Below are 23,547 nucleotides of genomic sequence, written 5' to 3' on the forward strand. Positions count from 1 at the left end.
CTTACTCCGCCGCGCCGAACACACCGCCGCGGATCAGCGTGGCCAGCACAAAGTGCTGATCATGCGGCGCCGGGGCCTGGTCTTTCAGCACCCAGTTGTCCAGCAAGGTGTAGAAGTCGGACTTGGCCTTGGGCTGGCGGCAGGCCTTGCCCAGCGTGGTGACCGAGCCGTAGGGCTCCACCGCGATGGGGCCGAGCTGTTCGGCTTCCGGGTGCCAGTCGTCAATGGTGCGGATGGCGTTGCCCAGCTTCTGCGAGTGGATGGAGGCGATTTTCAGCGCGCCTTGCTCGATGGCGTACAGGGTTTTGCTCTTGTCGCCGCGGCCGCGCTCCAGTACCAGTTCCTGCGAGGGGAACACCTCCTGGCCGGCGCCCAGCCGCGCAAAGGCGGTGATTTGCAGCAGCAGATGGCGCTGGCCGGCCAGGCCGGCGGCGATGGCGGCGGCCAGCTGTTCCAGCGCGGCGGCCTGGCTGCCGGGGTCGAAGTGGCGCAGGGACAGCGCCAGCGCGTCGAACTGCCATTGCTGCGCCGGCTGGCCTTGCTCCAGCAGCGCCACCCGCACCTCCACCTGCTCCGCGCCCACGCGGTTGCGCCACAGGAAGCGGCCGTTGGCCAGGTTGCAGGCATAGCGGCGCGCCAGCTCGGCAAAGCCGTGGGCCTGCACATAGCCGGCCACGGTGGCGCGCAGCTTGGCCTGGTAGGCGCTGTCGTTGCAGGCGGACGGCGCGCCGACATTGCCCAGCACCCGCAGCGTGAAGCTGATCTTCAAGGTATCCGCGTGGTGCGGCAGCGCGGCCACGTCCACGGTTTGCAGATTGGGGTTTTCAATCCGCGCGTCCAGCTTGGCCGGGTCCTGGTCCTTGGTTTTCAGGCGGTTGGAAATGGTGCCGCGCACGGATTTTTCGATGACCCTGACTGGCTCCCAGCCGGCGTGCTGCTCGCGCTGTTGCCAGTCGCCGGCGTGGAACAAGGCGTCGGACGGGTCCAGCTTGCGTTCAAAGGCCAATACGGTAGCGGTTTTCAGCGGTGCGGTGCTCATGAGGCTTCCTTTCTAGTCTTCTATTTCCAAGGTGGCGGCGTAATCATTGCGGCAACGGTACAAGCCGCTGGCGGTGTCGTCGTCGGCGTACCACAGCAACTGGCCGACATCGTGCAGCCGGTGCGGGCTGACCCATTCGCCCAGCGAATACAGGCTTTCCACAAAGCGGAACGGCGTCTGCGCGTCGCGGGCGTTGGCCACGCTGCCGGCCGGGTAGAGCGGGGACAGTGCGCCGTAGCCCACCGGCATCGGCACGGTCCAGCCCTGGCTGTGGCCGCGTTGGCTGCGCCATTCCAGCGTGCGGCGCGGCTCGCCGCCGGCCGGGTCCGCTTGTTCCTGCCAGTGCGGCGCGTGGTTGATGCGGGACAGGTCCAGCCAGGCGTCGAAAGCGTCCGCCTGCGGCTGGCTGGCGCGCAGCGTGGCCAGATGGCTTTGCAGCAAGTCGTCGCGGGACACCAGCGCAAAGCCGGGCAGCAGGCTGCGTCGCAGCTGGCGGAATTGTTTGAGTCGTTCCGTCTCGTCCTCGCTCAAGGTCATCAACTGCGGCGCGGGATGGCGACGGCCGGGCAGCGGCGGCGTCACGCTGCCGCCGGCAATGCGCATGCCGTGCAGGGTGTCCGCCACCTGCCGCGCCAGTTCCGGCAGTTGCTCCCTGGGCGCGGCCAGCGTTTCGCCGGTGAGGCCGAACAGCAGGCTGATATCCAGGTGGATGCGGCCTTCCTCCACGATGGCGGCGGTGGCGCCGTCCTTGTCCACCGGGTTGCGGCTGAGGTGGAAGCCCTGGGTGTACGCGCCGCTGGTCTGCGCCTGGTAATGGTGGCAGACCACGCCCACCGCCTCGAATTGCAAATCCAGGCTGCCGGTCAGCTTGCGTTCCAGCGCCTGGGCCAGGCCGGTGAAGGCGGTAATGGCCGGAAAGCCCCAGGTGAAGGGGCTGGAAATGGCGTTGGCGTTTTGCACCCGCAGCCGGGGCACGCTCAGCAGGCCGGTGATCACGGGCAGAGTGCTCATGCTTGCTCCTTGGCCATGGCCGCCAGCTGGCGGCGGGTTTGATCGTGCTGGGCCTGCCAGCCCAGATCCCCGGCCAGCTCGCGCGCCCAGTGGCGGAATTCCGCGTCGCCCATCTCCAGCGAGCTGGCGTCGAATTGCTGGTTCAGCCAGCGGCCGAAGCGTTTGGCCACTTCCAGCGGCCAGTCCTCGCCGTGCCAGCGCGCGGCAAAGTCCGCGTCCGCATCGGCGCGCCAGGGGTCCAGCCACAGCTGCTGGTATTCCGGCAGCCGGCAACGCGTGTCCGCGCTCCAGCCGGGCGGCAGACCTTCGTGCATCTCCTTGCCGAACAACAGCAGCTCCTCCAGCAGCGCGTTGCCCAGATCGTCACGACGATCTTGGGCATCTTTGTTTTGAGGCGGTTGGCTTTCTAGAAAGGCGCGCAGTTGGCGGACCAGCCGGCGCACATCGTTGCGGCGGCCAAAGCGTAGCAGCGCGTCTTCGCTATTGAGCGGTGGTTTCAGGCCCAGGCTTTGCCACTGCGGCGGCAGGGAGGCCAGCAGATAGTTATTGCCCTTGCGCTCGCTATTGAGCTGGGAAATATTTTGCGGCTTGGTGCCGCCCAGCTTCTGTACCGCCAGTTGCGGATAATCGCAATAGCCATGCGGGTGCTCGCGTTGCTCGCGGCGGGCCTGGCGCGCGGCCTTGGCGGCTTCGCCGAAGCGGTGTTCCTGGATGGTTTGGTATAGCCGCTGCGCCAGCGCGCTGGGGTAGAGCGGGGCCAGCAGGTGGTAGTGTTCGTTCTTGGTCGGATCGTAACCCACCAGCCAATACACTTGCTTGGCGCGGCTGTGGCTGGCGGCCGCCGCGCCGGCGTCGGTCAGCGCGGCGAAGGCGGCGATCCAGGCCTGCGCCTGTTCGGCGTCGTCGCTGAGCGCGGCGGCCAGGTCGGTGTCCTGCGCCAAGGCCAGCGCCAGCAGGCTTTGGCCGTCGTGCTGCTGCTTCAGAAACTTGTACACATCCAGCGCGGCGGCGTTGCCCACCACGTCGTCGGCAAAATCCGCGCCCAGGCAGTGGCTGCCCACTTCGCGGCGCGGCGGCAGGGTGGAGGGCGGCGCGTACAGATTGCTGCCGCGGGCGTCCGGGTGGATGGCTTTAAGGGTATGGGTGGCGGCTTGCAGCTGGCCGGCGCGGCGGGCGGCGTCCGCCAGCCAGGCGGTGGGCTGGTGTTGGGTCAGCAGCGCTTCGCGCTTGGCGTCGTCGTCGGGCGCGAGCTTGTCCAGCTTGTCGTCGCGCCGTTGCCGGATGAAGCCGGCCATCAAGGCGCGTAGTGCTGCGGCGCGGGGCGTGAGGGTAGGGGGCATGGCTGGTCCTTGGATCAAAATCAGGAACAAACAGCAGTGCGGCCCCGGCGCGATTGGGCTGCCGGGGCCTTGGCTCGGTGCTTCATTGCATGCGCATCCTCCTGTTTTGCAAGGGGTTGGGGTGGAGGCCGGTCTGCCAAGCGCACTCTCACAACACCGACCATACGCTAATTTTTTACCTAGTAAAGCTAAATTTTACATTTATCGTTAATTGGCAGGGTGGCTTGTAACATCGGCGCCACTGCCGGCATAAGGCAGCTTAGAAATAGTAAAGCTGGAATTTTCATTTCAGTTCTCTGCCGGATAGGCAGTTCAGACCGGCCAGCGCGCAAGCGACTGGCCTTTTTTACGTCCATTCAACTGGCATTCCATCTATCTAGTGTGCCTGCGAGCAGGTGATATTGGTATGGACAGTGGTCTGGGTTTACTTGATGTGCATCATGCGGGGGAGGAATGGTGCTTGGCATGAGGCATGCCGCTGGGAGATAGGCGGCTTTGCAGAGCGGGGCTGAGGCTGGAGAAGGGATAGGCCTAATCAAACCAATATTGATAATCATTCCCATTTATAGTGTAAGATTGCTGCTCTCATTTGATCTGCCCACGCATCATAGCGCTGGCATGGAACCGCAACGGCACGCCTTCTTATGACTTTGACCGCTTCTCGCCTCCCCGTCAGCGCCGCGCAGCACGGCATCTGGATGGGACAGCAACTTTCCCCGGACAACCCGAGTTACCTCACCGCCGAAGCCACCGAGCTGCGCGGCGCGCTGGACCTGGACGCCTTGCGCGACAGCGCCGCCGAGGTGTTGGCCAATTGCGCGGCGCTGAACATGCGCTTCGAGTTTGACGGCAGCCAGCTGTGGCAGCAGCCGGTGGCCGCGCAGGTGGAGATACCCTGCCTGGACTTCAGCGCGGAAGCGGAACCGGAAGCGGCGGCGCGGGTCTGGGTGGCTCAGGCGCTGGCGCGGCCGTGCGATCCGGCGCGGGACGCGCTCTATCTGGGCGCGCTGCTGAAGTTGGGGCCGGAGCGGCACTGGTGGTATCTGCAGACCCACCATATCGCGCTGGACGGCTTCGCCTACGGCCTGCTGAGCCAGGCGCTGGCGGCGCGCTACAGCGCCCGCGTCAAGCAGCAGGCCCTGCCGCCGCTGGCGGATTGGTCGCTGGACAAGATCGTCGCCGCCGATCACGACTACCAGGCCAGCGAGGCCTGCGCGCAGGACCGCGCCTTCTGGCTGCAGCGCCAGGGCCGGCAGCCGGCGGCCAGCACGCTGGCGCCCGCCGCCTTGCTGGCGGACGGGGTGAACAAGGCCGAGCAATGGCTGAGCCCGGCGCAGATCGCCGCCTGGCAGGCTTCGGCCAAACAGCACGGCGTGGACTGGGGCGCCTGGCTGCTGGCGGCGGTGGGCGCCTGGCTGGCCAAGCGCAGCGGCCGCCGCGCGCTGACCCTGGGCCTGCCGGTGATGAACCGCCTGGGCACGCCGGCGCTGGCGGTGCCGTGCATGGCGATGAATATCGCGCCGCTGAGCCTGCGGCTGGACGAAGAGCTGGGCGCGGCGGAGCTGAGCCGCCAACTGGCGGACAGCCTGCGCGCGATCCGGCCGCATCAGCGCTATCGCTACGAGCAGCTGCGCGGCGATCTGGCGCGCGTCGGCGGCCAGCAGCGTTTGTTCGGCGCAGTGGTGAACCTGATGCCTTTCGACCGCCGCGCGCCGTTCGCCGGCCTGGACAGCCGGGTGCTGCCGCTGGGTTCCGGCCCGGTGGAGGACGTGTCGATCAATTTCAGCCTGTTGAACACCGAATGGCGGCTGTGCCTGGAAGCCAACCCCAACGCCTATCCGCAGACGGAGCTGGACGGCCTGCGCGACGATTTGCTGGCCTGGCTGGACGCCTGGGCCGGCCGCGCGCCGGACGCCGCGTTGAGCGAGTTGCTGCCGGAGCTGCCGCCGCTGAGCGTGCTGGACGGCGCGGCGCTGGAGCGCGAACCGCGGGAGGTGCTGAGCCTGATCCGCGCCGCCGCCGCCGCGCGGCCGGACGCGACGGCGCTGGAACAGGACGGCGAGCGCCTGTCCTACCGCGAGCTGTTGCAGCGCGTGCTGCAACTGGCCGGCCGCTTGCAAGCCGCCGGCCTGCAGGCGGAGGAGCGGGTGGTCATCGTGCTGCCGCGCAGCCCGGAAGCCATCGTCGCCATCCTGGCCACGCTGTGGGCCGGCGGCTGCTATGTGCCGCTGGACCCGCACGGCCCGCCGACGCGGCTGGCCATGGTGCTGGACGACGCGCAGCCGCGGTTGGCCGTCACCCTGAGCGCCTGGCGTCCGCTCTTGGGCGCCGTGCCGGCGCTATGCCTGGACCTGCCGCCGCAACAGGACGCGCTGGCCGCCGCGGACCCGGCGCCGGAAGCCGGCCAAGCCGCTTATCTGCTCTACACCTCCGGCTCCACCGGCAAGCCCAACGGCGTGCTGGTCAGCCACGGCGCGCTGGCACAGTTCGTCAGCAGCGCCGGCCAGTTGTACCGCATCGGCGCCGACGAACGCATTCTGCAATTCGCGCCGCTGCATTTTGACGCCAGCATCGAGGAAATCTTCCTGGCGCTGTGCCATGGTGGCACCCTGGTGCTGCGCACCGACGCGATGCTGGAGTCGATGCCGGCCTTCGCCGCCGCGGTGGCGCGCCAGCGCATCAGCGTGCTGGACCTGCCCACCGCCTTCTGGCACGAACTGGCCTTCGCCTTGCAGCCGGAACTGGCCGCGCAGCTGGCTAGCGTGCGGCTGACCATCATCGGTGGCGAAGCCGCGCTGCCGGAACGCGCCGGCCGCTGGCAGGCGCTGTTGCCGGGCAGCGTACTGCTCAATAGCTATGGGCCCACCGAGGCCTCCATCATCGCCACCAGCGCCATCCTGTCCGGCCCCGGTGCGGTATGGGACGGCGGCGACAGCGTGCCCATCGGCCTGCCGCGCCCCGGCGTGCGCGCCGTCATCGTCGACGAGCGTTTGCAGCCGGTGGCTCAGGGCGAGGACGGCGAACTGTGCCTGCTGGGCGAGGCGCTGGCCATCGGCTACCTGGGCCGCGAAGAACTGACCGCGCGCCGCTTCGTAACGCTGGATGCGCTGCCCGGCGCGCCGCGCGCCTACCGCACCGGCGACCGCGCGCGGCTGAGCGACGGCCAGCTGCGCTTCCTGGGCCGGCTGGATCATGAAATGAAAATCAGCGGCCTGCGCATCGACCCGGCCGAAATCGAAAACGCGCTGCTGGCCTGCCCGGAGGTGCGCGAGGCGGCGGTGGTGGGCCTGCCGCTGGCCGGCGGCGGCTATACGCTGGCCGCCTTCCTCAGCGGCGGCGAGACCGAGCCGGCGATGATGCGCTCGCGCTTGGCCGAGGTGCTGCCGGCGGCGGCGATCCCGGATCACTGGCGCTGGCTGGACAGCCTGCCGCGCAACGTCAACGGCAAGATAGACCGCAAGCAACTGGCCGCCGGCATGGAAGCGCAAGCGCCGGCCGCGGCGGAAGACGCCAGCCCGCTGGAGCGCCAGGTGATGGAGGTGTGGCAGCAAGTGTTGGGCGTGAACCCGCCCAGCCGCCACGCCAACTTCTTCGAAATGGGCGGCAAATCGCTGCAAGCCATCCAGGTGGCCAACCGGCTGGCGCAGCGCCTGAACCGCGAAGTGGCAGTGTCCGCGCTGTTCAGCCACAGCACGGTGGCGGCGCTGGCGCAGGCGCTGAGCGCGCCCGCCGCGCACCGGCCGCCGTCGGCCAGCGAAGGCCAGGAATTCGCGCCGCTGCTGACCATCCAGCCCGGCGCGCTGCCGGCGCTGTTCTGCCTGCACCCGGCGGAAGGCCTGTCCTGGTGCTATCTGGGCCTGGCCAAACACCTGCCCGGCGTGGCCATCTACGGCCTGCAAGCCACCGGCATCACCGGCGACAAGCCGGCCAGCTTCGATGCGATGGTGGCGGACTACGTGGCCCGCGTGCGCGAAGTCCAGCCGCAAGGGCCGTACCGGCTGCTGGGCTGGTCCCTGGGCGGCGGGTTGGCGCAGGCGATGGCGGCGCAGCTGCGCGCCGCCGGCGAAACCGTGGAACTGGCGGCGCTGATGGACAGCTATCCGACCGCCAGCTGGCAGGGCCGGCCGCAACCGATATTGCACGACGCGCTGGTGACGGTGCTCAGCGTCAACGGCGAAGTGGACGCCGACGAGAACGGCCAGCCGCTGGACAATGAGGCGATTTACCAACGCCTGCTGCGCCCCGGCAGCCCGCTGGCGCCGCTGGGCCGCGCCGCGCTGGAGCGGCTGGGCGAGGCCTCGCTGCATGGCATGCAATTGTTCCGCGACAGCGAAACCCCGCCTTACGACGGCGACGTGCTGCTGTTCCGCGCCGGCGTCCACCCGGAAGACGCGCCCAAGCCGGAAGACTGGCGGCCCTTCCTCGGCGGCAAGTTGGAATGCGTGGAGCTGGACTGCGACCACTTCGGCATGAGCGATCCGGAGCCGATGCGAAGGATAGGCGAGGAGTTGGCGCGGCGCTTGACTTGAGCCGCGCCGGTTTGATGAAAAACGCCGTTCACCTTGGGTGAGCGGCGTTTTTGCTTTTTGAGCGCTGCTTGCTCCGTAAGAGTCTGTTTACGATCTCGCGAGCAAGAGCGAGACAAGGCGTTGCGGCTGAGAAAGCGGAGTGTACATCCGGTACATGAGCATTTCGAAGGGCTGCTTACCGTGTACGCGCAGCAGATCGTAAACAGGTTCTAAGGGCTGATTTTCAGGTGGCCGATCACGCATCGCTTGGGCTCCATTTATTCGTACCGGTTCAGTCGCAGCGCATAGCATCCATGGGCGGGGAAACGCAGCATCGCGAAAGCGATCTCGGGTCGTGCCTCCCAGCGAGTCAGTGTCGCCTCCACCTCATGCGTTGGCAGCAGTGCGGCTTCTTGCATGGTCTGTTCTTTGTCGTAAGCGCGCAGCGCCACGCTGTCGCCGAGGTAGGCATTCACGCCGACGCGGTGCAGTAGCGCTGACAGCTCGGGCAGAGGCTCCGGTTGTGATTCAGCCGCCAGGAAAACCGGGCCATACTCGCGGTATGGACCGACTTGGTGGAATGGGCTGTAGCTCGCCAGAATCAGCTCCTCACCCGGAATGGCGCGGCGCAGCGCATCGCGGAACGGTTCGCCGCCGGCGGCAGCCATCCGCCGCACGGGCTGGCCGAGCGCATCAATCCCTTTGTGTCGTGCCCGTTCGACGAAAACCGGATCCAAGGTTTCCAGTTGCCAAGCCATGCCGCGCTCCTTCGTATCATTGAGATGTCCGAAGTCTATGGCGGCGTACCCCTGCGGGCGACCCGATTCTTGCTGTGCTCGTTTTCAGGCAATCGCTGTGTATGGCAAGTGGAATTGCCCCGTCTCCGTTTTCGAACTCACCGCCGCGCGGTGCATTTCCTCGGTGACTTTTCTAAGCTGCCTATCCGGCAGTGAACGCCGTCCAGGGCGTTGAACAGCCGGTCCATCATTTCTAAGCTGCCTATCCGGCAGTGAACATTGACCACTTCTTGACCGAGCGCTTGCGCTTTTTCTAAGCTGCCTATCCGGCAGTGAACCAAAACCTGCCCCGGTTTCACCGTCGCCGAATTTTCTAAGCTGCCTATTCCGGCAGTAAACGTCGAGCTCCCAGCCGGTCACGACCTGCCCGAATTTCTAAGCTGCCTATCCGGCAGTGAACTCCGACTGCACGTCCTGTACCGGATGCGTGTATTTCTAAGCTGCCTATCCGGCAGTGAACCTGCAGTGCCTGGGCGAGCTGACGCTGTCCGTGTTTCTAAGCTGCCTATCCGGCAGTGAACCAGCGCCACCACGTCCTCGTCGCTGCCGTGCTTTTCTAAGCTGCCTATCCGGCAGTGAACGCCATCGGATCGGTGAAGGATGCCATCAACCATTTCTAAGCTGCCTATCCGGCAGTGAACCACGGTTGCGACGGATTCGCGCTGTTGTAGTATTTCTAAGCTGCCTATCCGGCAGTGAACATGCGCAGCCGCTGCCCCACAGCCTTCAATAGTTTCTAAGCTGCCTATCCGGCAGTGAACCTGGATTTCCGCCAGCGACTGCGCCGAGATGCTTTCTAAGCTGCCTATCCGGCAGTGAACATAATACGCAGCTGATTGCGGCTGCCACCGATTTCTTAAGCTGCCTATCCGGCAGTGAACCTTGCTTGGCTTGCGCGGGCTTACTACTACTTTTCTTAAGCTGCCTATCCGGCAGTGAACGTCACGCTCAAGGAGGCGGACGGCCACCATCTTTCTTAAGCTGCCTATCCGGCAGTGAACCATCATTGTGCCCTTCTGGCTCTTGCCGCCGTTTCTTAAGCTGCCTATCCGGCAGTGAACACGTTCTACATGGGCTCCGGCCACGTTCACATTTCTTAAGCTGCCTATCCGGCAGTGAACTAGAGTCTACACCGCCCACAGTCCTTATGGCGTGGGCATTTGCAGCGATTCTTCCGGCTTTGACCCAAATTTTCAGCTTATCGCTAAGCCATTGTTTTTAAATGTCGGCCCCTGGGGGCAGAAAAAAAGGGTAGTCCGCGCCGGCTGTCCCACTTTTCATGCTCATGGCAAGATGCGCTGTCGCGTTCCATCCCGAAGGTATCGCCATGTCAGATTTTTCCCCGTCCGATCTCAAGACCATTCTGCATTCCAAGCGCGCCAATCTTTACTATCTGCAGCACTGCCGGGTGCTGGTCAATGGCGGGCGGGTGGAGTACGTCACCGACGCGGGCAAGGCTTCGCTGTACTGGAATATCCCCATCGCCAACACTAGTTGCATCCTGCTGGGCACTGGCACCTCGGTGACGCAGGCGGCGATGCGGGAGCTGGCCAAGGCCGGGGTGATGGTGGGGTTTTGCGGCGGGGGCGGCACGCCCTTATTCAGCGCCAATGAGCTGGAGCAGGAGGCGGCGTGGTTTGCGCCGCAAAGCGAGTACCGGCCCACCGAATATCTGCAGTACTGGGTGCGTTTCTGGTTTGACGACGCGCAGCGGCTGGCCGCCGCCAAGGATGTGCAGCTGGCGCGGCTGGGCTGCTTGCAGCGGCATTGGCTGGGCAGCCGCGCCTTGCGCGAAGCCGGTTTTGTGGTGGAGGAGGCCGGTCTGGAGGCGGCCTTGCAGGCTTCGCGCCAGGCGATCGCCCAGGCGCCGGACCACGCGCATTTGCTGATCGAGGAGGCGCGGCTGACCAAGTTGCTGTTCCGCTTGGCGGCGCAGGCCACCGGTTATGGCGGTTTCAGCCGCGCCAAGCGCGGCGCCGGCACGGACCCGGCCAACGCTTTTCTGGATCACGGCAATTACCTGGCTTACGGCCTGGGCGCCACCGCGGCCTGGGTGCTGGGCTTGCCGCACGGCCTGGCGGTGTTGCACGGCAAGACCCGGCGCGGCGGGCTGGTGTTCGACGCGGCGGATCTGGTCAAGGATGCGCTGATTCTGCCGCAGGCCTTTGTGTCCGCGATGCGCGGCGACGATGAGCAGACTTTCCGCCAGGCCTGCATCGAGGCGCTGACCCGCGGCGAGGCGCTGGATTTCATCATCGACACCTTGAAGGACATTGCCGAGCGGCGGGGGCGGGCGGCATGAATATCCTGCTGATTTCGCAATGCGACAAGAAGGCGCTGACGCGCAGCCGGCAGATTTTGGACCAGTTCGCCGAGCGCCGCGGCGACCGCGTCTGGCAAACGCCCATCACCCAGGCCGGGCTGGACACGCTGCGGCGCTTGCTGCGCCAGAGCGCGCGCAAGAACACCGCGGTGGCCTGCCACTGGATACGCGGCCAGGACCATAGCGAGCTGCTGTGGATCGTCGGCGACGCCAGCCGCTTCAATGCCGACGGCGCCACGCCCACGCACAGCACCCGCCGCAATGTGCTGCGCAGCGCGGACGAGAACGACTGGCATAGCGGCGAGGACATCCAGCTGCTGGCCGGCCTGGCGGCCTTGCTGCACGACCTGGGCAAGGCCAGCCAGGCGTTTCAGCAACGGCTGCGCGGCGAGCGGAGCGAGCGCAATCTCTACCGCCACGAGTGGGTGTCGCTGCGCTTGTTCCAGGCCTTTGTCGGCGATGACGACGACGCCGGCTGGCTGGCGCGCTTGCGGCAGCCAACGGCGCGGGACCATGCCAGCTGGCTGGCGCGTTTGCAGGCGGACGGCATGGGGGCGGCGTGTGAACCGCCGTTTGCCTGTCTGCCGCCGTTGGCCGCCGCGGTGGGCTGGCTGGTGCTGACGCATCACCGGCTGCCGCTGATGCCGGAGTTCGAGCAGGAGCGGCAATGCCGCTTGGGCGGCAAGCTGCAGGGCTTTCAAAGCCGCATGCTGTTGAATATTCCGGCTCATATCGACGCGCGCTGGAACGAATGGCGGGAGACGGAGGCCGAGCCGGCGCAGCTGGCGCCGTATTGGCGTTTCCCGCAGGGCCTGCCGGTGAACACGCCGGCCTGGAGCCGCCGCGCCGCGCGGCTGGCGGACAAGCTGGCCGCGCGCCTGACCGCGCGCGGCGAGACGCGCTGGCTGGACAATCTTTACGCGATGCACGTGGCGCGGCTGAGCCTGATGCTGGCGGATCACCATTTTTCCAGCCTGGATTACGGCCAGCTGCGGCACAAGCGCGGCCAGGCCGGCTATCCGCTGTGGGCGAATACCCATGGCCGGTCCGGCGATTTCAATCAGCCGCTGGACGAGCATTTGCTGGGCGTGGCGGAGCAGAGCGCCCTGGTATGCCGCGCCTTGCCCGGTTTTGAGCGCGAGCTGCCGCGGCTGTCGCGGCGCAAGCGCTTGCTGCAGCGCAGCGCCGATGGACGCTTCCACTGGCAGGACCGCGCCGCGGACCTGGCCGCGGGAATGCGGCAGCGGGCGGCGGAGCAGGGCGCTTTCATCGTCAATATGGCGTCCACCGGCTGCGGCAAGACGCTGGGCAATGCGCGGATCATGTACGCCTTGGCGGACCCGGCGTTGGGCCTGCGTTGCGCGTTTGCGCTGGGCTTGCGCGCGCTGACGCTGCAAACCGGTCAGGCCTTCCGCCAGCGGCTGCGCCTGAACGAGGACGATCTGGCCATCTGCGTGGGCGGCAGCGCCAACACCCAGTTGTTCAAACACTATCAACAGCAGGCGGAGGCCAGCGGCTCGGCCTCGCGCCAAGCCTTGTGGGACGAGGGCGGCGAGGTGCGTTACGAGGCCGGCGGCGAGCACCCGCTGTTGTCGCGTGCGCTGTGCGATCCGCAAACGGCCAAGCTGCTGCAGGCGCCGCTGCTGGTGTGCACCATAGACCATCTGACGCCGGCGACGGAAAGCCAGCGCGGCGGGCGGCAGATCGCGCCCATGCTGCGGCTGATGAGCGGGGACTTGGTGCTGGACGAGCCGGACGATTTCGACCTGGCGGATTTGCCGGCGCTGACCCGGCTGGCGCATTGGGCCGGCTTGCTGGGCAGCCGGCTGCTGCTGTCGTCCGCCACCTTGCCGCCGGCGCTGATCGAGGGTTTGTTCGAGGCCTATCTGGCCGGCCGCCGTCAGTTCCAGGCCAATCGCGGCCAGCCGGGGCGTCCGCTGGCGGTATGCTGCGCCTGGGTGGATGAACAGGACCGGGCCCAGGAAGACTGCGCCGATGTCGACGCTTTCCGCCGGCGGCAGCGTCAGTTTGCCGGCCGGCGCGCCGATTGGCTGGCCACGCAGCCGGCGCGGCGCAACGCTGAACTATTGCCGTTGAGTTTTGGCCAGGGGCAGGCGCCGGCCTTGCGTCGGGAGTTCGCCGCCCAGTTGCAGCCGGCTATCGAGCGCTTGCACCGGCTCAATCAGCAGCGGGACCCGATCAGCGGCCAGGCGGTCAGCTTCGGCCTGGTGCGCATGGCCAATATCCAACCCTTGTTCGAGGTGGCGCTGGCCTTGTACGCGCTGCCGTGGCCGGCGCACTGGCAGCTGCATTTATGCGTCTACCACTCGCAATACCCGTTGATGTTGCGTTCCGCCATCGAGCGCCAGCTGGACCAGGCGCTGAACCGCGAGCAAGCGGAAGCGGTGTTCACGCTGCCGGCCATCCGTCGCGAGCTGGACGCGGAGCCGGAGCGCGAGCATGTGTTCATCGTGCTGGGCTCGCCGGTAACCGAGGTGGGGCGGGATCACGATTACGACTGGGCGATCGTCGAGCCCTCGTCGATGCGTTCGCTGATCCAGCTGGCCGGCCGGCTGCGCCGCCACCGTCCGGATCCTTGGGACAAGGTGAATGTGCTGATTGCCGAGCGCAATCTGCGCAGCGTGGAACAGCCCAGCCAGCCGGCCTTCCGCAGGCCGGGCTTCGAGAATGAGGCGTTTGCCTTGGACAGCCATCTATTGAGCGAACTGCTGGAGGAGGACGAATACCGGCATCTGGACGCGCGGCCGCGCATCGTGCAGCCGGAGCCCTTGCAGCCGAAGCGGCGCTTGTCGCATCTGGAGCATGCGCGGCTGGCGCAGATGATGTCGCCGGCCGGCCAGGCCAAGGCCGCCAGCAGCCGGCCGGGGCGCGAGGGCCAGGCCATCGCGCCCTTGGGCGCGTATAGCTGTTGGCAGCAGCCGCAGGCGCTGCTCAGCGGAGTGTTGGCGCAGCAGCAGCCTTTCCGCGCCGGCGGCGAGCCGGAGCTGGATTTGCTGTTATTGCCCACCGAGGACGGGGACGATTACGCGCTGCACCGGGTGGAAAGCCGGCCCTGGCCGGAGCCGCCGCATTTCACGCCGGTGGAGGCCAGCCTGAACCAGCGGGTGCCGGACGCGGCGTTGACGCAGCCGAATATCCGGCCCTGGGGCGTCAGCGATTATCCGGCGGCCTTGGCCGAGCTGGCGGCGGAACTGGGCATGGAGCTGGACGCCTGCGCGCGGCGCTTTGGCGGGCTGAGCTTGCCGCAGTCGGACAATGGCTGGCGCTTCCATCCGGCGCTGGGGTTTTGCAAGGCTTGAGGCGCGCTGGCAATGAAAACGGCCGAGGCGGCGTGGGTATCGCCGGCGGCCTCGGCCGTTCGCAGCAGACATCGGACAGGCTCTCAGCGCAAACCGCTGTGCAGCCCGTCCACCAGTACATGCGGCACGCCCTGAGAGCAGCGCTCCACCCGGCCGCTGACGCCGTAGACGCGGCGCAGGCTTTGGCTGTCTATCACCTCGTCCGGCGCGCCGTTGGCTTGCAGCGCGCCGTCCTTCAGCATCAGTACCCGGTCGCAGTGGCGCAGCGCCACATTCAGGTCGTGCAGCACGATGACGGTGACCATGCCGCGGCGGCGGGTTTCGCGGCGCAGCAGGTCCATCACGTGGAACTGGTAGTTGAGGTCCAGCGCCGACAGCGGCTCGTCCAGCAGCAACACCGCCGGTTCGCGGATCAGCGCCTGGGCGATGCCCACCAGCTGGCGCTGACCGCCGGACAGCTGGTCCAGATAGCGCAGCGCCAGTTGCTCGATGCCCAGCGATTGCAGCAGCGCGAACACCTGTTGGTCGTCATGGCGGCGCGATAGGCCGGCGGCGGTGGCCTGGCCGGCCACCATCAGCGATTCGAACACCGACAGATGCACGCTGGGCGGCAGGGTCTGCGGCAGGTAGGCCACTTCGCCGCGCTGGCGGCTGAGCGCGCGCTGGTCCAGGCGGACGTCGCCACTGCTGTGCTGCAGGCCGGCCAAGGCGCGCAGCAAGGTGGACTTGCCGCTGCCGTTGGGGCCGAGCAAGGCCGTGATGTCGCCCGCCCGCAGACAGGGCACGTCCAGCCCGCGTATCACCTGACGCTTGCCGTAGCTGACCGAGAGTTGATGGATGGACAGAGCGGAGTTCATTGGCGGCCTCCGTTGCGCAGCACGATGGCGATGAAGAAGGGGATGCCCACCAGCGAGGTGACGATGCCCACCGGCACGATGACGCCGGGCACCAGATTCTTGGTCACCACCGAGGCCATGGACAGGATGGCGGCGCCGGTCAGCGCGCTCACCGGCAGGTAGAAGCGGTGATCCTCGCCCACCAGCCGGCGCGCGATATGCGGCGCGATCAGGCCGATGAAGCCTATGGTGCCGACGAAGGCCACCGCCAGCGCGGTAAGCAGGCTGGCGCGCAGCAGCGAGCTGAGCCGCAGCCGGCGCACATTGATGCCGAAGCTGGCGGCGCGGTCTTCGCCCAGGCGCAGCGCGGTCAGCCGCCAGGACTGGCTCAGCGACCAGGGCAGGATCAGCGCGAAAGCGCCGAACAGCAAAGCGATCTTGGGCCAGTCCGCGCGCGACAAGCTGCCCATCAGCCAGAACACCAAGTCTTGCAGCGAGTCCGCGGTGGAGACGAATTGCAGCAGGGACACCAGGGCGTTGAAGCTGAAGAACAGCGCGATGCCGAACAGCACCACGCCGCTGGTGGGCATATTGCTCCAGCGCGCCACCACGTCCAGCAGCAGCGCGGAACCGAGCGCGAACACGAAGGCGTTGACCGGCAGCATCCACGGGCCGGGGATGCCGGGGAGGCTGACGTCCAGCAGGATGGCCAGCGCCGCGCCGAAGGCGGCCGCCGGCTGCAGGCCCAGGGTGAACGGGTCCGCCAGCGGGTTGTGCAGCACGGTCTGCATTTCGGCGCCGGCCAGCCCCAGCGCCAGGCCGGCGGCGATGGCGATCAGCGCATAGGGCAGGCGGATCTGCCAGACGATCACCTCGGTGGCTGGATCGGCGGCGGCCGGGTGCCACAGCGTCTGCCAGAACTCGGCCAGCGGCATGCCGCTGGCGCCGGTGGTGACGTCCAGCGTCAGCGAGACGGCGAGCAGGCTCAGCAGCACGGCCACCAGCAGCAGCCGGCGCAGCAGGGTGCGGCGGTAGTCCGCCGCCACCATGGCGGCGGAAAGCGTTAGGGTTTCGCCGCTCATTTAACGCCCTTGACCCAGTAAGTGCCTTGCGGCTCTATGGCCAGGAAGTCGCGGTGCAGCTGCTTCCAGCTGGCGTCCGGGTCCAGCTTGGCGAAGCGCGCCGGCTGCAGTTCCTTGGCGAAGGCTTCCAGCAGCACGATGTGGTAAGGCGTGTTGTAGAAGTGGTGCCAGGCGCCGAAGGTGCGGCCTTCGCGCACCGCGCGCAAGGCGCCCACCGGGCTGCGCGCGGCGGTGCGCTTGAGCGAGGCCTGCGCCTGCGCCGCGCTGATGTTGGCGCCGAACTGGATGCCGGTCTTGTCGGCGGCGTCTGCGGTGCCGGTGCCGATGTAAAGATCCGGATTGCTGGCCAGCACATGCTCCATATTCACTTCGCCCACCGCGCCGGGAATCAGCTTGTCGGCGATATTGACGCCGCCGGCGGCGTCCACCAGCTCGCCCAGGCTGCCGCGGCCGGCGCTGGTGACGTTGCTGAAGGCGCCGGCGCGCAGGTCCAGGAAGGCCTTGGGCTTTTGCTGCGCCGGGATGGCGGCGACGACTTTGCGGATGGCGTCCATCTTGCCCTGGTAGAAGCGGATGAAGCGCTCGGCCTCGGCCTCGCGCTGCAGCGCCTTGCCCATGATGCGCAGGCTGGGCACGGTGTGTTCCAGCGGCGCGTTGCGGAAATCGACGAAGACCACCGGCACCTTGGCCGCCTGCAATTGCTGCACGATGGGGTTGTTCAGGCCCGGGCCGTGGCCGGAGATGCTGAACACGGCGATGTCGGGGCGCAGCGTCAGCACTTTTTCGGCGCTGACCGAGTTCTCGCTGGTTTTGCCGATCAGCGGAACCTGGTCGATGGCCGGGAAGCGTTGTTTGTACTGGGCGTAGGTTTGCGGGTCCAGCTGGCGGAAGTCGCCCTGCCAGCCGGCGATGCGGGCGATGGGCTGCTTGCCTTCCAGCAGGGCCAGCGCGTAGAACAGCCGGCCTTCGCCCAGGAGGATGCGATTGACCTTGGCCGGCACTTCCACTTTACGGCCGGCGATGTCGGTGACGGTGGCGGCTTGGGCCGCCAGCGTGGCCGCGGCCAGCGCGCCGGCCAGCAGCAGACGGGAGAACAGTGTTTTCATTGTGATTCCTTGAGCGATACGGCTCCGCTGCCAAAGCCCGCCGCGGTGGAGAGGGCGGGTGGACGGGCTTTAGCCGTGGAGCGGGTGGCAAGCATCATACAGAAACGGGAGCCGCCGGGCAGGCCCGGCGCGCTCGGAAAACGCGGCTGGGCTGGGGGTCTTACTCGGTCTTGGCCCAATCCAGTTTCAAGTCCGGCGTCTTGGCCATCAGGCCCAGGTGCTCGTCCATGATGAATTCGATCTTGGCCAGCTTGTCGGCGGCGTCGGCGGCACAGATCATGTCCAGGGTGTCGTCCTGGCGCTGAATCCGGCATTCGCCGATGGGGAAGTGCACATGAGCCTGGTGGCTGTCGAACTCCACCGGGACTTTCAGCGCGTAGTGCTTGCACAGCTTGTACAGCACCTTGTCGGCATTGGGCGTGGTCAATTGGGCGCGGCTGCTCAACATCATCAATTCTCCAATCGTAAAAACGGGAACAGGCAGTTGGCGAATCCGGCGGATTCGGCAACTGCCGTGCGGTGTTTCCGGCCCGTCCGGGGACGGGCCGTCAGGGTGCGGCTTAGAACTTGCCGGTCAAGGTCAGCCAATAGCGGCGGCCCTCGTCGACCATCCAGTTGCCGTTAAGCGGCGCTTTGGTTTTGTCTTTCTCTGCGTTGCCTACGCGGTCGTCGATCGGTACTTTGCGGTCGGTCAAATTGAAGACGGCGAAGTTGACGTCGAAGTTCTTGCTCAGCTTGTAGCTGCCGCCAAAGTCCCAGGTGCTGGAGCCGCCGCGGGTGCGCGCATCGTAAGCGCCGTTGCGGAAGCCGGTGTAGTACTGTTTGCCTTCAAAGTTCAGGCGAGTGTACAGGTCCAGCTTTTCCATCGGCGCCCAAGCCAGCTTCACATTGCCGGCGTGTTCCGGTGTCTTGTCCAGCGGTAAGCCGTTCAGCGATTGACCGGACAGCGAGGTTTCCTTGCCGCCTTCGCGCTTGGACTTGGTGTAGGTGTAATTGCCGGACAGCGTCCATTTCGGCATGAAGGTCCAACTGCTGGACAGCTCGAGACCACGGATATCAACTTGGTCTACGTTGTCGTAGACATAGACTCTCGCATCTTTGTATTGCTTGTCGTTTCTATCGAAGTACTTCAACTGATCGGTAAATTGGTCCGTACCGTAGCTGACTACCTTGTTGCGGAAACGATTGTAGAACAGAGTGGCGCTGCTGTTCAGGTTCCGGCTATTGTCGAAATGAAGACTAACTTCATAAGAAGTGCTTTCCTCAGGCTTCAGTTTGGAGTTGCCGCACAGCAAACCAGTCTCTACGCGGCTGCCGGTACGCATGCAATAGCCGTCGGTGCTTTGGCGAATGGTCGGCGCCTTGAAACCCTTGCCCGCGCCGCCTTTCAGTGTCCACTGCGAGCCCAGGTGCTGGACCAGGTAAACGCGCGGGGTGAAGTGGGTGCCGAACACGCTGTGGTGGTCGACGCGACCGCCGGCGGTGATGGTCAGATTGTCAGTGGCCTCATAGCTGTCCTCGGCGAACAGGGCCCAAGTATTGACAGTAACTTTATCCGGATTGGCAGGGCCTTTGTATTGGAATGGCGGAAGCAGGGCCTCTTGTGCCTGAAGATCGGAACCAACTTGTCGGCCAAACTGGGTGCCAACCTTCACTGTGTGCCGATCCAGCAGGAAGGTCAGTTGGCCGTCCAGCGTGGTATTGGCCAACTTCACGCCTTTGCCGTCGCTGACGTTGTTTTCGTCCGAGCTGGACTTGGCCATTTCCTGATACAGCGCGACATTGGAACGGATATTGCCGTATTTGCCGTTGTGGCTCAGGCTCCAGTGATCACGGGTATCGTATTGATCGTATTTGCCGAGAGTCGGGGACAAACTCTTGCCGCCCGTGGTGGTCTTGCGCAGTTCGTTATGGCCGGCTTCGAAGGTGATCTCGTGGTCCTGGTTCGGGGTGAAACTCAACTTGGCGTTGATGTCGGACATGTGATTGGCGTCTTTGCCGCCGTCGCCGCTCTTGCTGTAGAAAATATTGTCTTCAGCCTGGTTGTTCAGCGAGCCGTAGACTTGCAGCGACAGCAGGTCCTTCATCAGCGGGCCGCCCAGCCAGAAGCTGCTCTGGCCGGTATTGCCTTCGTTCGAATGTTCGGTGATGGTGCCGCCCAGCGTCATCGAACCATGCCATTCCTTGGGCGCTTTGCGGGTGATGATGTTGACCACGCCGCCCATGGCGTCGGAGCCGTATAGCGAGGACATCGGGCCGCGCACCACTTCGATGCGCTCAATCGCCTCCATCGGCGGGATCTGGTATTGCTGGAAACCGCCGGTGCCGCGGCTACGCACTTCGCGGGTGCCTTGGCGGCGACCGTCCACCAGGATCAGCGAGTATTCGCCGGGCATGCCGCGGATGGAGATGTCCTTGTCGCCAGGGCCGGAGCCGTTGATGTTGATGCCTTCCAGGTCAACCAGCGCGTCGGTTAGATTGGTGAACGGTTTTTTCGCCAAGTCTTCACGGGTGATCACCGAGATGCTGGCCGGAGCCTGTTTGATTTTTTGCTCGTAGCCGGAGGCGGTGACCACGACCGAGGGCAGCGTGGCTTCGGCTTCCGCCGCGTGGGCGGCGGGCAGGTAGAGGGCGGAAACCGCCGCGGACAACAGGGCAAGGCGCACGCCGTGACGGGCGGCGGAGTCAAAGGTTTTCATTATCGTGGATACCTGGAAATCATCACATGAACGAAGCCCATTTGATCCGCGTCCCGGCAAGGCCGGCGCTGTGTGCATGCCGTTGGCGTTTAGTTTGCGCAAGGAATGTCAAATGGGACCATAAGTATCCCACCGAATTAATGCGAACGCAAATGCGAATCGTTATTGATTGAGGGTGTGATTGTACTCGGTCGCGACAAATCTGGCGCGGATATGACCTGGCTCAAACTTTGCGCGGGGTGGGAGAAATGGCGAAATGGCTTGGGAACCAAGGCGCTATCCGCCAGTCTCAAGCCTGTTCCGGACTCAGCGCCCTACCTGAATCGATGCCTATTCGTCTGCCCTTGCTACTGTTGCTAACGTGTCTGCTGCTCTTGCCGCAGGCGGGTTGGAGCATGGGCGGACGCGTGGACGCCAGCGCGCCCTGCGTCTGGATGGCCGACGACGGCGCGGCTTGCCATACCCAGCCGGCCAGCGCCGCTCAGGCCGCCGCTTGCTGCCAGTTGCCGGCCGCTCCATGGCCGGCGGCGCCCAGCCTGCCCTTGCAGGCGATCCGCCCGGTGCTGCAGGCCAAGGCTGAAATAGTGTGGTCCGGTTTCATCCCCGCGCCGCCGGAGCGGCCTCCCCAATCTGTTGAATGATCCTTTTTTTGCGCCAACCGCGGTTTTGCGGGCTGGTTCGCTTTTTCATTCAAATAGCATTGGATTTCATCTCATGAATAAACGCATGTATTGGGCCGCCGCCGCGCTGGCCGTTTCCTTGATGTCCCCCGTGGTGGCCGCCGCCGGCGGCGTGATGCACAAGGACCCGTATTGTGGTTGCTGCTCCGCCTGGGCCGAGCATATGCAGCAGAACGGCGTGGCGCTGCAAATCCGCAACGAGGCGGATATGTCAGCGTTGAAGGCCCGCTTGAAGGTGCCGGCGGATCTGCGTTCCTGCCATACCGCCGAGATCGGCGGCTATGTGTTCGAAGGCCATGTGCCGGCGGATCTGGTGAAGAAGGTGCTGAAGGACAAGCCCAAGATCGTCGGCCTGGCGGTGCCGGGCATGCCGATGGGCAGCCCGGGGATGGAGGGGCCGAGCAAGCAGGCCTATCAGGTGTTGAGTTTTGATGGGCAGGGGAGGCGCAGCGTCTACGCCACGCGTTAAGACCCGCTAACAAAACCCTCTGATCCTGCGTTGCGCCTCCTTGTCGTACGACTTGTACTGCCTGCGTCGGCGCGCCTTGGCTCAGGTACGCTGCGCGGTTTTGTTAGCGACTCTAAGAACCTGTTTACGATCTGCTGCGCTGCGGCGGGATGAATAGAAAAGGGCGTTGGAAAAGACCTCAGAATGCTGATGTACCGTATGTACATTCCGCTTCTTCGGTTGTTTCCGCCTTGTCTCGCTCTCGCTCGCGAGACTTTGAACAGACTCTAGATTAGCGATGCGCCAGCCGCCTTGCAGCGGCTTGCTTGAGTGTATGACGGGCGTTCCGGCAGGTCGGAACGCCCGTCTTGCGTCAGCGCATTGAGAACGCCTCGTGGTGGAAAACCGGCGCCTGCGCGCCGCGTTGTTTCAGGCCGCGCCGCAGCGCTTTGCCCAGGCCCTGCGGGCCGCAGAACCAGACCTCGTCCACTTCCGGCAGCATGCCGGCGTTCAACTGTGCCCCGGCTTCGCTTTCGATCAGATGCAGCCGCACGCCGCGCTGACGACAGGCCTGGCGCATTTCTTCCAGCCGCGCCGCTTCGCCGCGGCTGCGCACGCAATAGTAGAAATCCACGTCCAGTTGCTCTTCGGCCACTTCCCGGCTTTGCAGCCAGGCCAGGAAAGGGGTGACGCCGATGCCGCCGGCCACCCAGGCTTGGCGCGCGCCGCCGCGCGGCTGGAAGCGGCCGTAAGGGCCTTCCACGGTGACGGCCTGGCCGATCTGGAGTTCGGTTGGCAGGCGGCGGGTGTAATCGCCCAGCGCCTTGATGATGAAACGCAGCCGGCCGTCGCCATGGTCGGCGCTGGCGATGGTGAAGGGATGGGCGCCTTCGGCGGCGTCGAAGCTGATCAGGGCGAATTGTCCGGCGCGGTGGCCGGGCCAGGCGTCCATCTGGCAGATCACTTCCAACTGCCCGGCCGGCAGCGCTTCGATGCTATGCACCTGGCCGGCGTATTGTTGTCGCTTGCCGATGCGGCCGGCCAGCGAGTAGAGCGCGCAGCCGGAGCCGATCAGCATCAGCGCGGCCAGCAGCCAGCCCACCGGCTGCGCCCACATCTCGGCCGGCATCAGGATCAGGCCGTGGAAGGCGCCCATCAGGTAGAGCGGGGCGAACAGCTTGTGCAGCTTGCGCCAGAAGCGATAGGGCACGGCGCGCAGCAGCGCCAGGATCACCATGGCCAGTACCGCCCAGGCCGCCCATTCGCCCACGTCCTTGGCCAGCGAGACCAGCGGGTCTTTGCCGCCGCCGCCGCTTCTGACGCGGGGAGCGACCCAGTCCAGCGCCAGCATCAGCTTGGGCGACAGCTTGATCAGCCAGTGAGCCGCCAGCAGCAGGCCGGCGGCGATGCCCAGCTGCTTGTGCAGCGCGTAGAGGCGGTCCAGGCCGCCCAGCAGCGGTTCCAGCCGGCGTGGGCGCGCGGCCAGCAGCATGGCGGCGCTCATCACGGCCATCAATTGCACGCCGCTGAGCAGCACCAGTTCGTGTCGCCATTGCCAGTAGTTGGCCGGCAGGCCGCTTTGCCACAGGCTGGCGGCGGCGTACAAGGCGCCGCTGGCGAGCAGCAGCAGGCTGAGCAGGGGGAGTCTAGGGTTCATCGCCATGTCCTTTCTTGCGATAGGGGATTAAGGCGATTGGAACACCGCAAACTTAAGCGCAGCTTAAACGCGGCGCGGGGGCGGGTTTAGCGCGGCGGCGCGTCGGCGGCTAAGGCGCCGCCGCCCAGCGCCTTGTACAGCGCGATCAGGTCGGCGGACAGCGTTTGCCGCGCGGCCAGCCGCTGTTCGCGCAATGCGGCAAGCTGCAATTGCGCTTCCAGCGCATGGCTTTGCGCGGCCTCGCCGACGGCGACGCGCTGGCGGGCGTAGCCAAGCTGGCGTTGCAGCGCGGCTTCTCCCTCGGCCAGCCGCGCGTCCTGGACGCGGCCGGCCTGGCTGCGCAGCAGCGCGGTTTCCACATCGGCCAGCGCTTGCAGCACCGCCTTGCGGTATTGCGCCAGCGCGGCGTCGTAGCCGGCCTCGCGCGCTCTGACCTGGGCTTGCAGCCGACCGCCGGCGAACAGCGGCAGGCTGAGCTGCGGCCCCAAACTCCAGTAGCGGCTGGCCTGGGAGGCGAAGTCGCCGGAGCGGACGCTGTCCCAGCCGCCGCTGGCCAGCAGGCTGAAGCGCGGGTATTGCTCGGCCGCGGCCACGCCGATGTCGGCGCTGGCGGCCGCCAGCTGCCGTTCCGCGGCGCGCAGGTCCGGCCGGCGCAGCAGCAGTTCCGACGGCAGGCCGGCGGCGGGCGCGGCGGGCAGCCG

16 protein-coding genes and 1 CRISPR repeat array are annotated in these 23,547 nt (G+C 66.1%); of the genes, 5 read left to right on the forward strand and 11 right to left on the reverse strand.

Translation table 11 applies throughout. The annotated features are described in order from the left end of the window. Position 1 precedes the first annotated feature (1 nt). From csy3 to csy1, 3 genes are read right to left on the reverse strand one after another with little or no spacing between them, the layout of a single operon-like run. Entirely contained in the window at positions 2-1,039 is a 1,038-nt protein-coding gene (gene csy3 / locus NK214_RS03385; RefSeq protein WP_253313755.1) for a type I-F CRISPR-associated protein Csy3, read from the reverse strand. Positions 1,040-1,051: 12 nt separating this feature from the next. Then, entirely contained in the window at positions 1,052-2,050 is a 999-nt protein-coding gene (gene csy2, locus NK214_RS03390; protein ID WP_253313756.1) for a type I-F CRISPR-associated protein Csy2, read from the reverse strand. Beyond that, positions 2,047-3,390: a type I-F CRISPR-associated protein Csy1 gene (csy1, locus tag NK214_RS03395; RefSeq protein WP_253313757.1), complete on the reverse strand. Its 1,344-nt coding sequence runs from the start codon at positions 3,388-3,390 to the stop codon at positions 2,047-2,049. Before csy1 ends, csy2 begins: the two co-directional genes overlap by 4 nt. Positions 3,391-4,034: 644 nt before the next feature. On the opposite strand from csy1, the gene NK214_RS03400 reads away from it, so the two are divergent. Then, complete coding sequence (locus NK214_RS03400; protein ID WP_253313758.1) at positions 4,035-7,919, forward strand: amino acid adenylation domain-containing protein; 3,885 nt, start codon at positions 4,035-4,037, stop codon at positions 7,917-7,919. A gap of 257 nt (positions 7,920-8,176) precedes the next feature. On the opposite strand, the gene NK214_RS03405 is transcribed toward NK214_RS03400, so the two are convergent. Then, complete coding sequence (locus NK214_RS03405) at positions 8,177-8,656, reverse strand: DUF1203 domain-containing protein (protein WP_253313759.1); 480 nt, start codon at positions 8,654-8,656, stop codon at positions 8,177-8,179. A gap of 169 nt (positions 8,657-8,825) precedes the next feature. After that, positions 8,826-9,816: a CRISPR direct-repeat array (repeat unit 24 nt; unit sequence TAAGCTGCCTATCCGGCAGTGAAC). Between the two features lie 206 nt (positions 9,817-10,022). Here NK214_RS03405 and cas1f point away from each other — a divergent pair. Together cas1f and cas3f are read left to right on the forward strand one after the other, a co-directional pair. Then, on the forward strand, positions 10,023-10,997 hold the full coding sequence (cas1f, locus tag NK214_RS03410) for a type I-F CRISPR-associated endonuclease Cas1f (RefSeq protein ID WP_253313760.1): 975 nt from the start codon (positions 10,023-10,025) through the stop codon (positions 10,995-10,997). Then, complete coding sequence (gene cas3f, locus NK214_RS03415) at positions 10,994-14,338, forward strand: type I-F CRISPR-associated helicase Cas3f (RefSeq protein ID WP_253313761.1); 3,345 nt, start codon at positions 10,994-10,996, stop codon at positions 14,336-14,338. The genes cas1f and cas3f overlap by 4 nt, the downstream gene beginning before the upstream one ends. An 83-nt stretch (positions 14,339-14,421) precedes the next feature. Here cas3f and NK214_RS03420 read toward each other — a convergent pair whose 3' ends face one another. From NK214_RS03420 to NK214_RS03440, 5 genes are all read right to left on the reverse strand, one after another. After that, on the reverse strand, positions 14,422-15,195 hold the full coding sequence (locus tag NK214_RS03420; protein ID WP_253313762.1) for an ABC transporter ATP-binding protein: 774 nt from the start codon (positions 15,193-15,195) through the stop codon (positions 14,422-14,424). Next, on the reverse strand, positions 15,192-16,256 hold the full coding sequence (locus tag NK214_RS03425; protein WP_107800468.1) for an iron ABC transporter permease: 1,065 nt from the start codon (positions 16,254-16,256) through the stop codon (positions 15,192-15,194). The genes NK214_RS03420 and NK214_RS03425 overlap by 4 nt, the downstream gene beginning before the upstream one ends. Further along, the gene (locus tag NK214_RS03430; RefSeq protein WP_253313763.1) at positions 16,253-17,362 is read right to left on the reverse strand and encodes an ABC transporter substrate-binding protein; all 1,110 of its coding nucleotides are present in this window, start codon (positions 17,360-17,362) and stop codon (positions 16,253-16,255) included. The genes NK214_RS03425 and NK214_RS03430 overlap by 4 nt, the downstream gene beginning before the upstream one ends. A 160-nt stretch (positions 17,363-17,522) precedes the next feature. Next, positions 17,523-17,813, reverse strand: coding sequence for a DUF2218 domain-containing protein (locus tag NK214_RS03435; protein WP_227104831.1), 291 nt, complete (start codon positions 17,811-17,813; stop codon positions 17,523-17,525). A 109-nt stretch (positions 17,814-17,922) separates the two neighbouring features. Beyond that, positions 17,923-20,061 (reverse strand): TonB-dependent receptor domain-containing protein, encoded by a 2,139-nt coding sequence (locus tag NK214_RS03440; RefSeq protein WP_166452707.1) that lies wholly within the window; start codon positions 20,059-20,061, stop codon positions 17,923-17,925. Between the two features lie 326 nt (positions 20,062-20,387). On the opposite strand from NK214_RS03440, the gene NK214_RS03445 reads away from it, so the two are divergent. Both NK214_RS03445 and NK214_RS03450 read left to right on the forward strand, forming a co-directional pair. Then, positions 20,388-20,702 (forward strand): hypothetical protein, encoded by a 315-nt coding sequence (locus NK214_RS03445; protein WP_253313764.1) that lies wholly within the window; start codon positions 20,388-20,390, stop codon positions 20,700-20,702. Positions 20,703-20,775: 73 nt separating this feature from the next. Beyond that, complete coding sequence (locus tag NK214_RS03450) at positions 20,776-21,210, forward strand: DUF411 domain-containing protein (RefSeq protein WP_253313765.1); 435 nt, start codon at positions 20,776-20,778, stop codon at positions 21,208-21,210. Positions 21,211-21,562: 352 nt separating this feature from the next. Here the strand turns inward: NK214_RS03450 and NK214_RS03455 are convergent, their stop codons facing one another. Continuing rightward, a complete protein-coding gene (locus tag NK214_RS03455; RefSeq protein WP_253313766.1) occupies positions 21,563-22,846 on the reverse strand; it encodes a ferric reductase-like transmembrane domain-containing protein in 1,284 nt (427 codons plus the stop codon). Positions 22,847-22,932: 86 nt separating this feature from the next. Continuing rightward, the coding region (locus tag NK214_RS03460; protein ID WP_253313767.1) for a TolC family protein at positions 22,933-23,547 on the reverse strand (615 nt) is incomplete at its 5' end.

It is taken from the genome of Chromobacterium sp. S0633, from assembly GCF_024158805.1.
In the GTDB taxonomy this organism is placed as follows: domain Bacteria; phylum Pseudomonadota; class Gammaproteobacteria; order Burkholderiales; family Chromobacteriaceae; genus Chromobacterium.

Coding starts and splice junctions, on each gene's coding strand:
- NK214_RS03450 (WP_253313765.1), top strand. CDS start 20,776: ATGAATAAACGCATGTATTGGGCCGCCGCCGCGCTGGCCGTTTCCTTG.
- NK214_RS03440 (WP_166452707.1), bottom strand. CDS start 20,061: ATGAAAACCTTTGACTCCGCCGCCCGTCACGGCGTGCGCCTTGCCCTG.
- cas3f (WP_253313761.1), top strand. CDS start 10,994: ATGAATATCCTGCTGATTTCGCAATGCGACAAGAAGGCGCTGACGCGC.
- NK214_RS03400 (WP_253313758.1), top strand. CDS start 4,035: ATGACTTTGACCGCTTCTCGCCTCCCCGTCAGCGCCGCGCAGCACGGC.
- NK214_RS03455 (WP_253313766.1), bottom strand. CDS start 22,846: ATGAACCCTAGACTCCCCCTGCTCAGCCTGCTGCTGCTCGCCAGCGGC.
- cas1f (WP_253313760.1), top strand. CDS start 10,023: ATGTCAGATTTTTCCCCGTCCGATCTCAAGACCATTCTGCATTCCAAG.
- NK214_RS03435 (WP_227104831.1), bottom strand. CDS start 17,813: ATGATGTTGAGCAGCCGCGCCCAATTGACCACGCCCAATGCCGACAAG.
- NK214_RS03445 (WP_253313764.1), top strand. CDS start 20,388: ATGCCTATTCGTCTGCCCTTGCTACTGTTGCTAACGTGTCTGCTGCTC.
- NK214_RS03430 (WP_253313763.1), bottom strand. CDS start 17,362: ATGAAAACACTGTTCTCCCGTCTGCTGCTGGCCGGCGCGCTGGCCGCG.
- csy3 (WP_253313755.1), bottom strand. CDS start 1,039: ATGAGCACCGCACCGCTGAAAACCGCTACCGTATTGGCCTTTGAACGC.
- csy2 (WP_253313756.1), bottom strand. CDS start 2,050: ATGAGCACTCTGCCCGTGATCACCGGCCTGCTGAGCGTGCCCCGGCTG.
- csy1 (WP_253313757.1), bottom strand. CDS start 3,390: ATGCCCCCTACCCTCACGCCCCGCGCCGCAGCACTACGCGCCTTGATG.
- NK214_RS03420 (WP_253313762.1), bottom strand. CDS start 15,195: ATGAACTCCGCTCTGTCCATCCATCAACTCTCGGTCAGCTACGGCAAG.
- NK214_RS03405 (WP_253313759.1), bottom strand. CDS start 8,656: ATGGCTTGGCAACTGGAAACCTTGGATCCGGTTTTCGTCGAACGGGCA.
- NK214_RS03425 (WP_107800468.1), bottom strand. CDS start 16,256: ATGAGCGGCGAAACCCTAACGCTTTCCGCCGCCATGGTGGCGGCGGAC.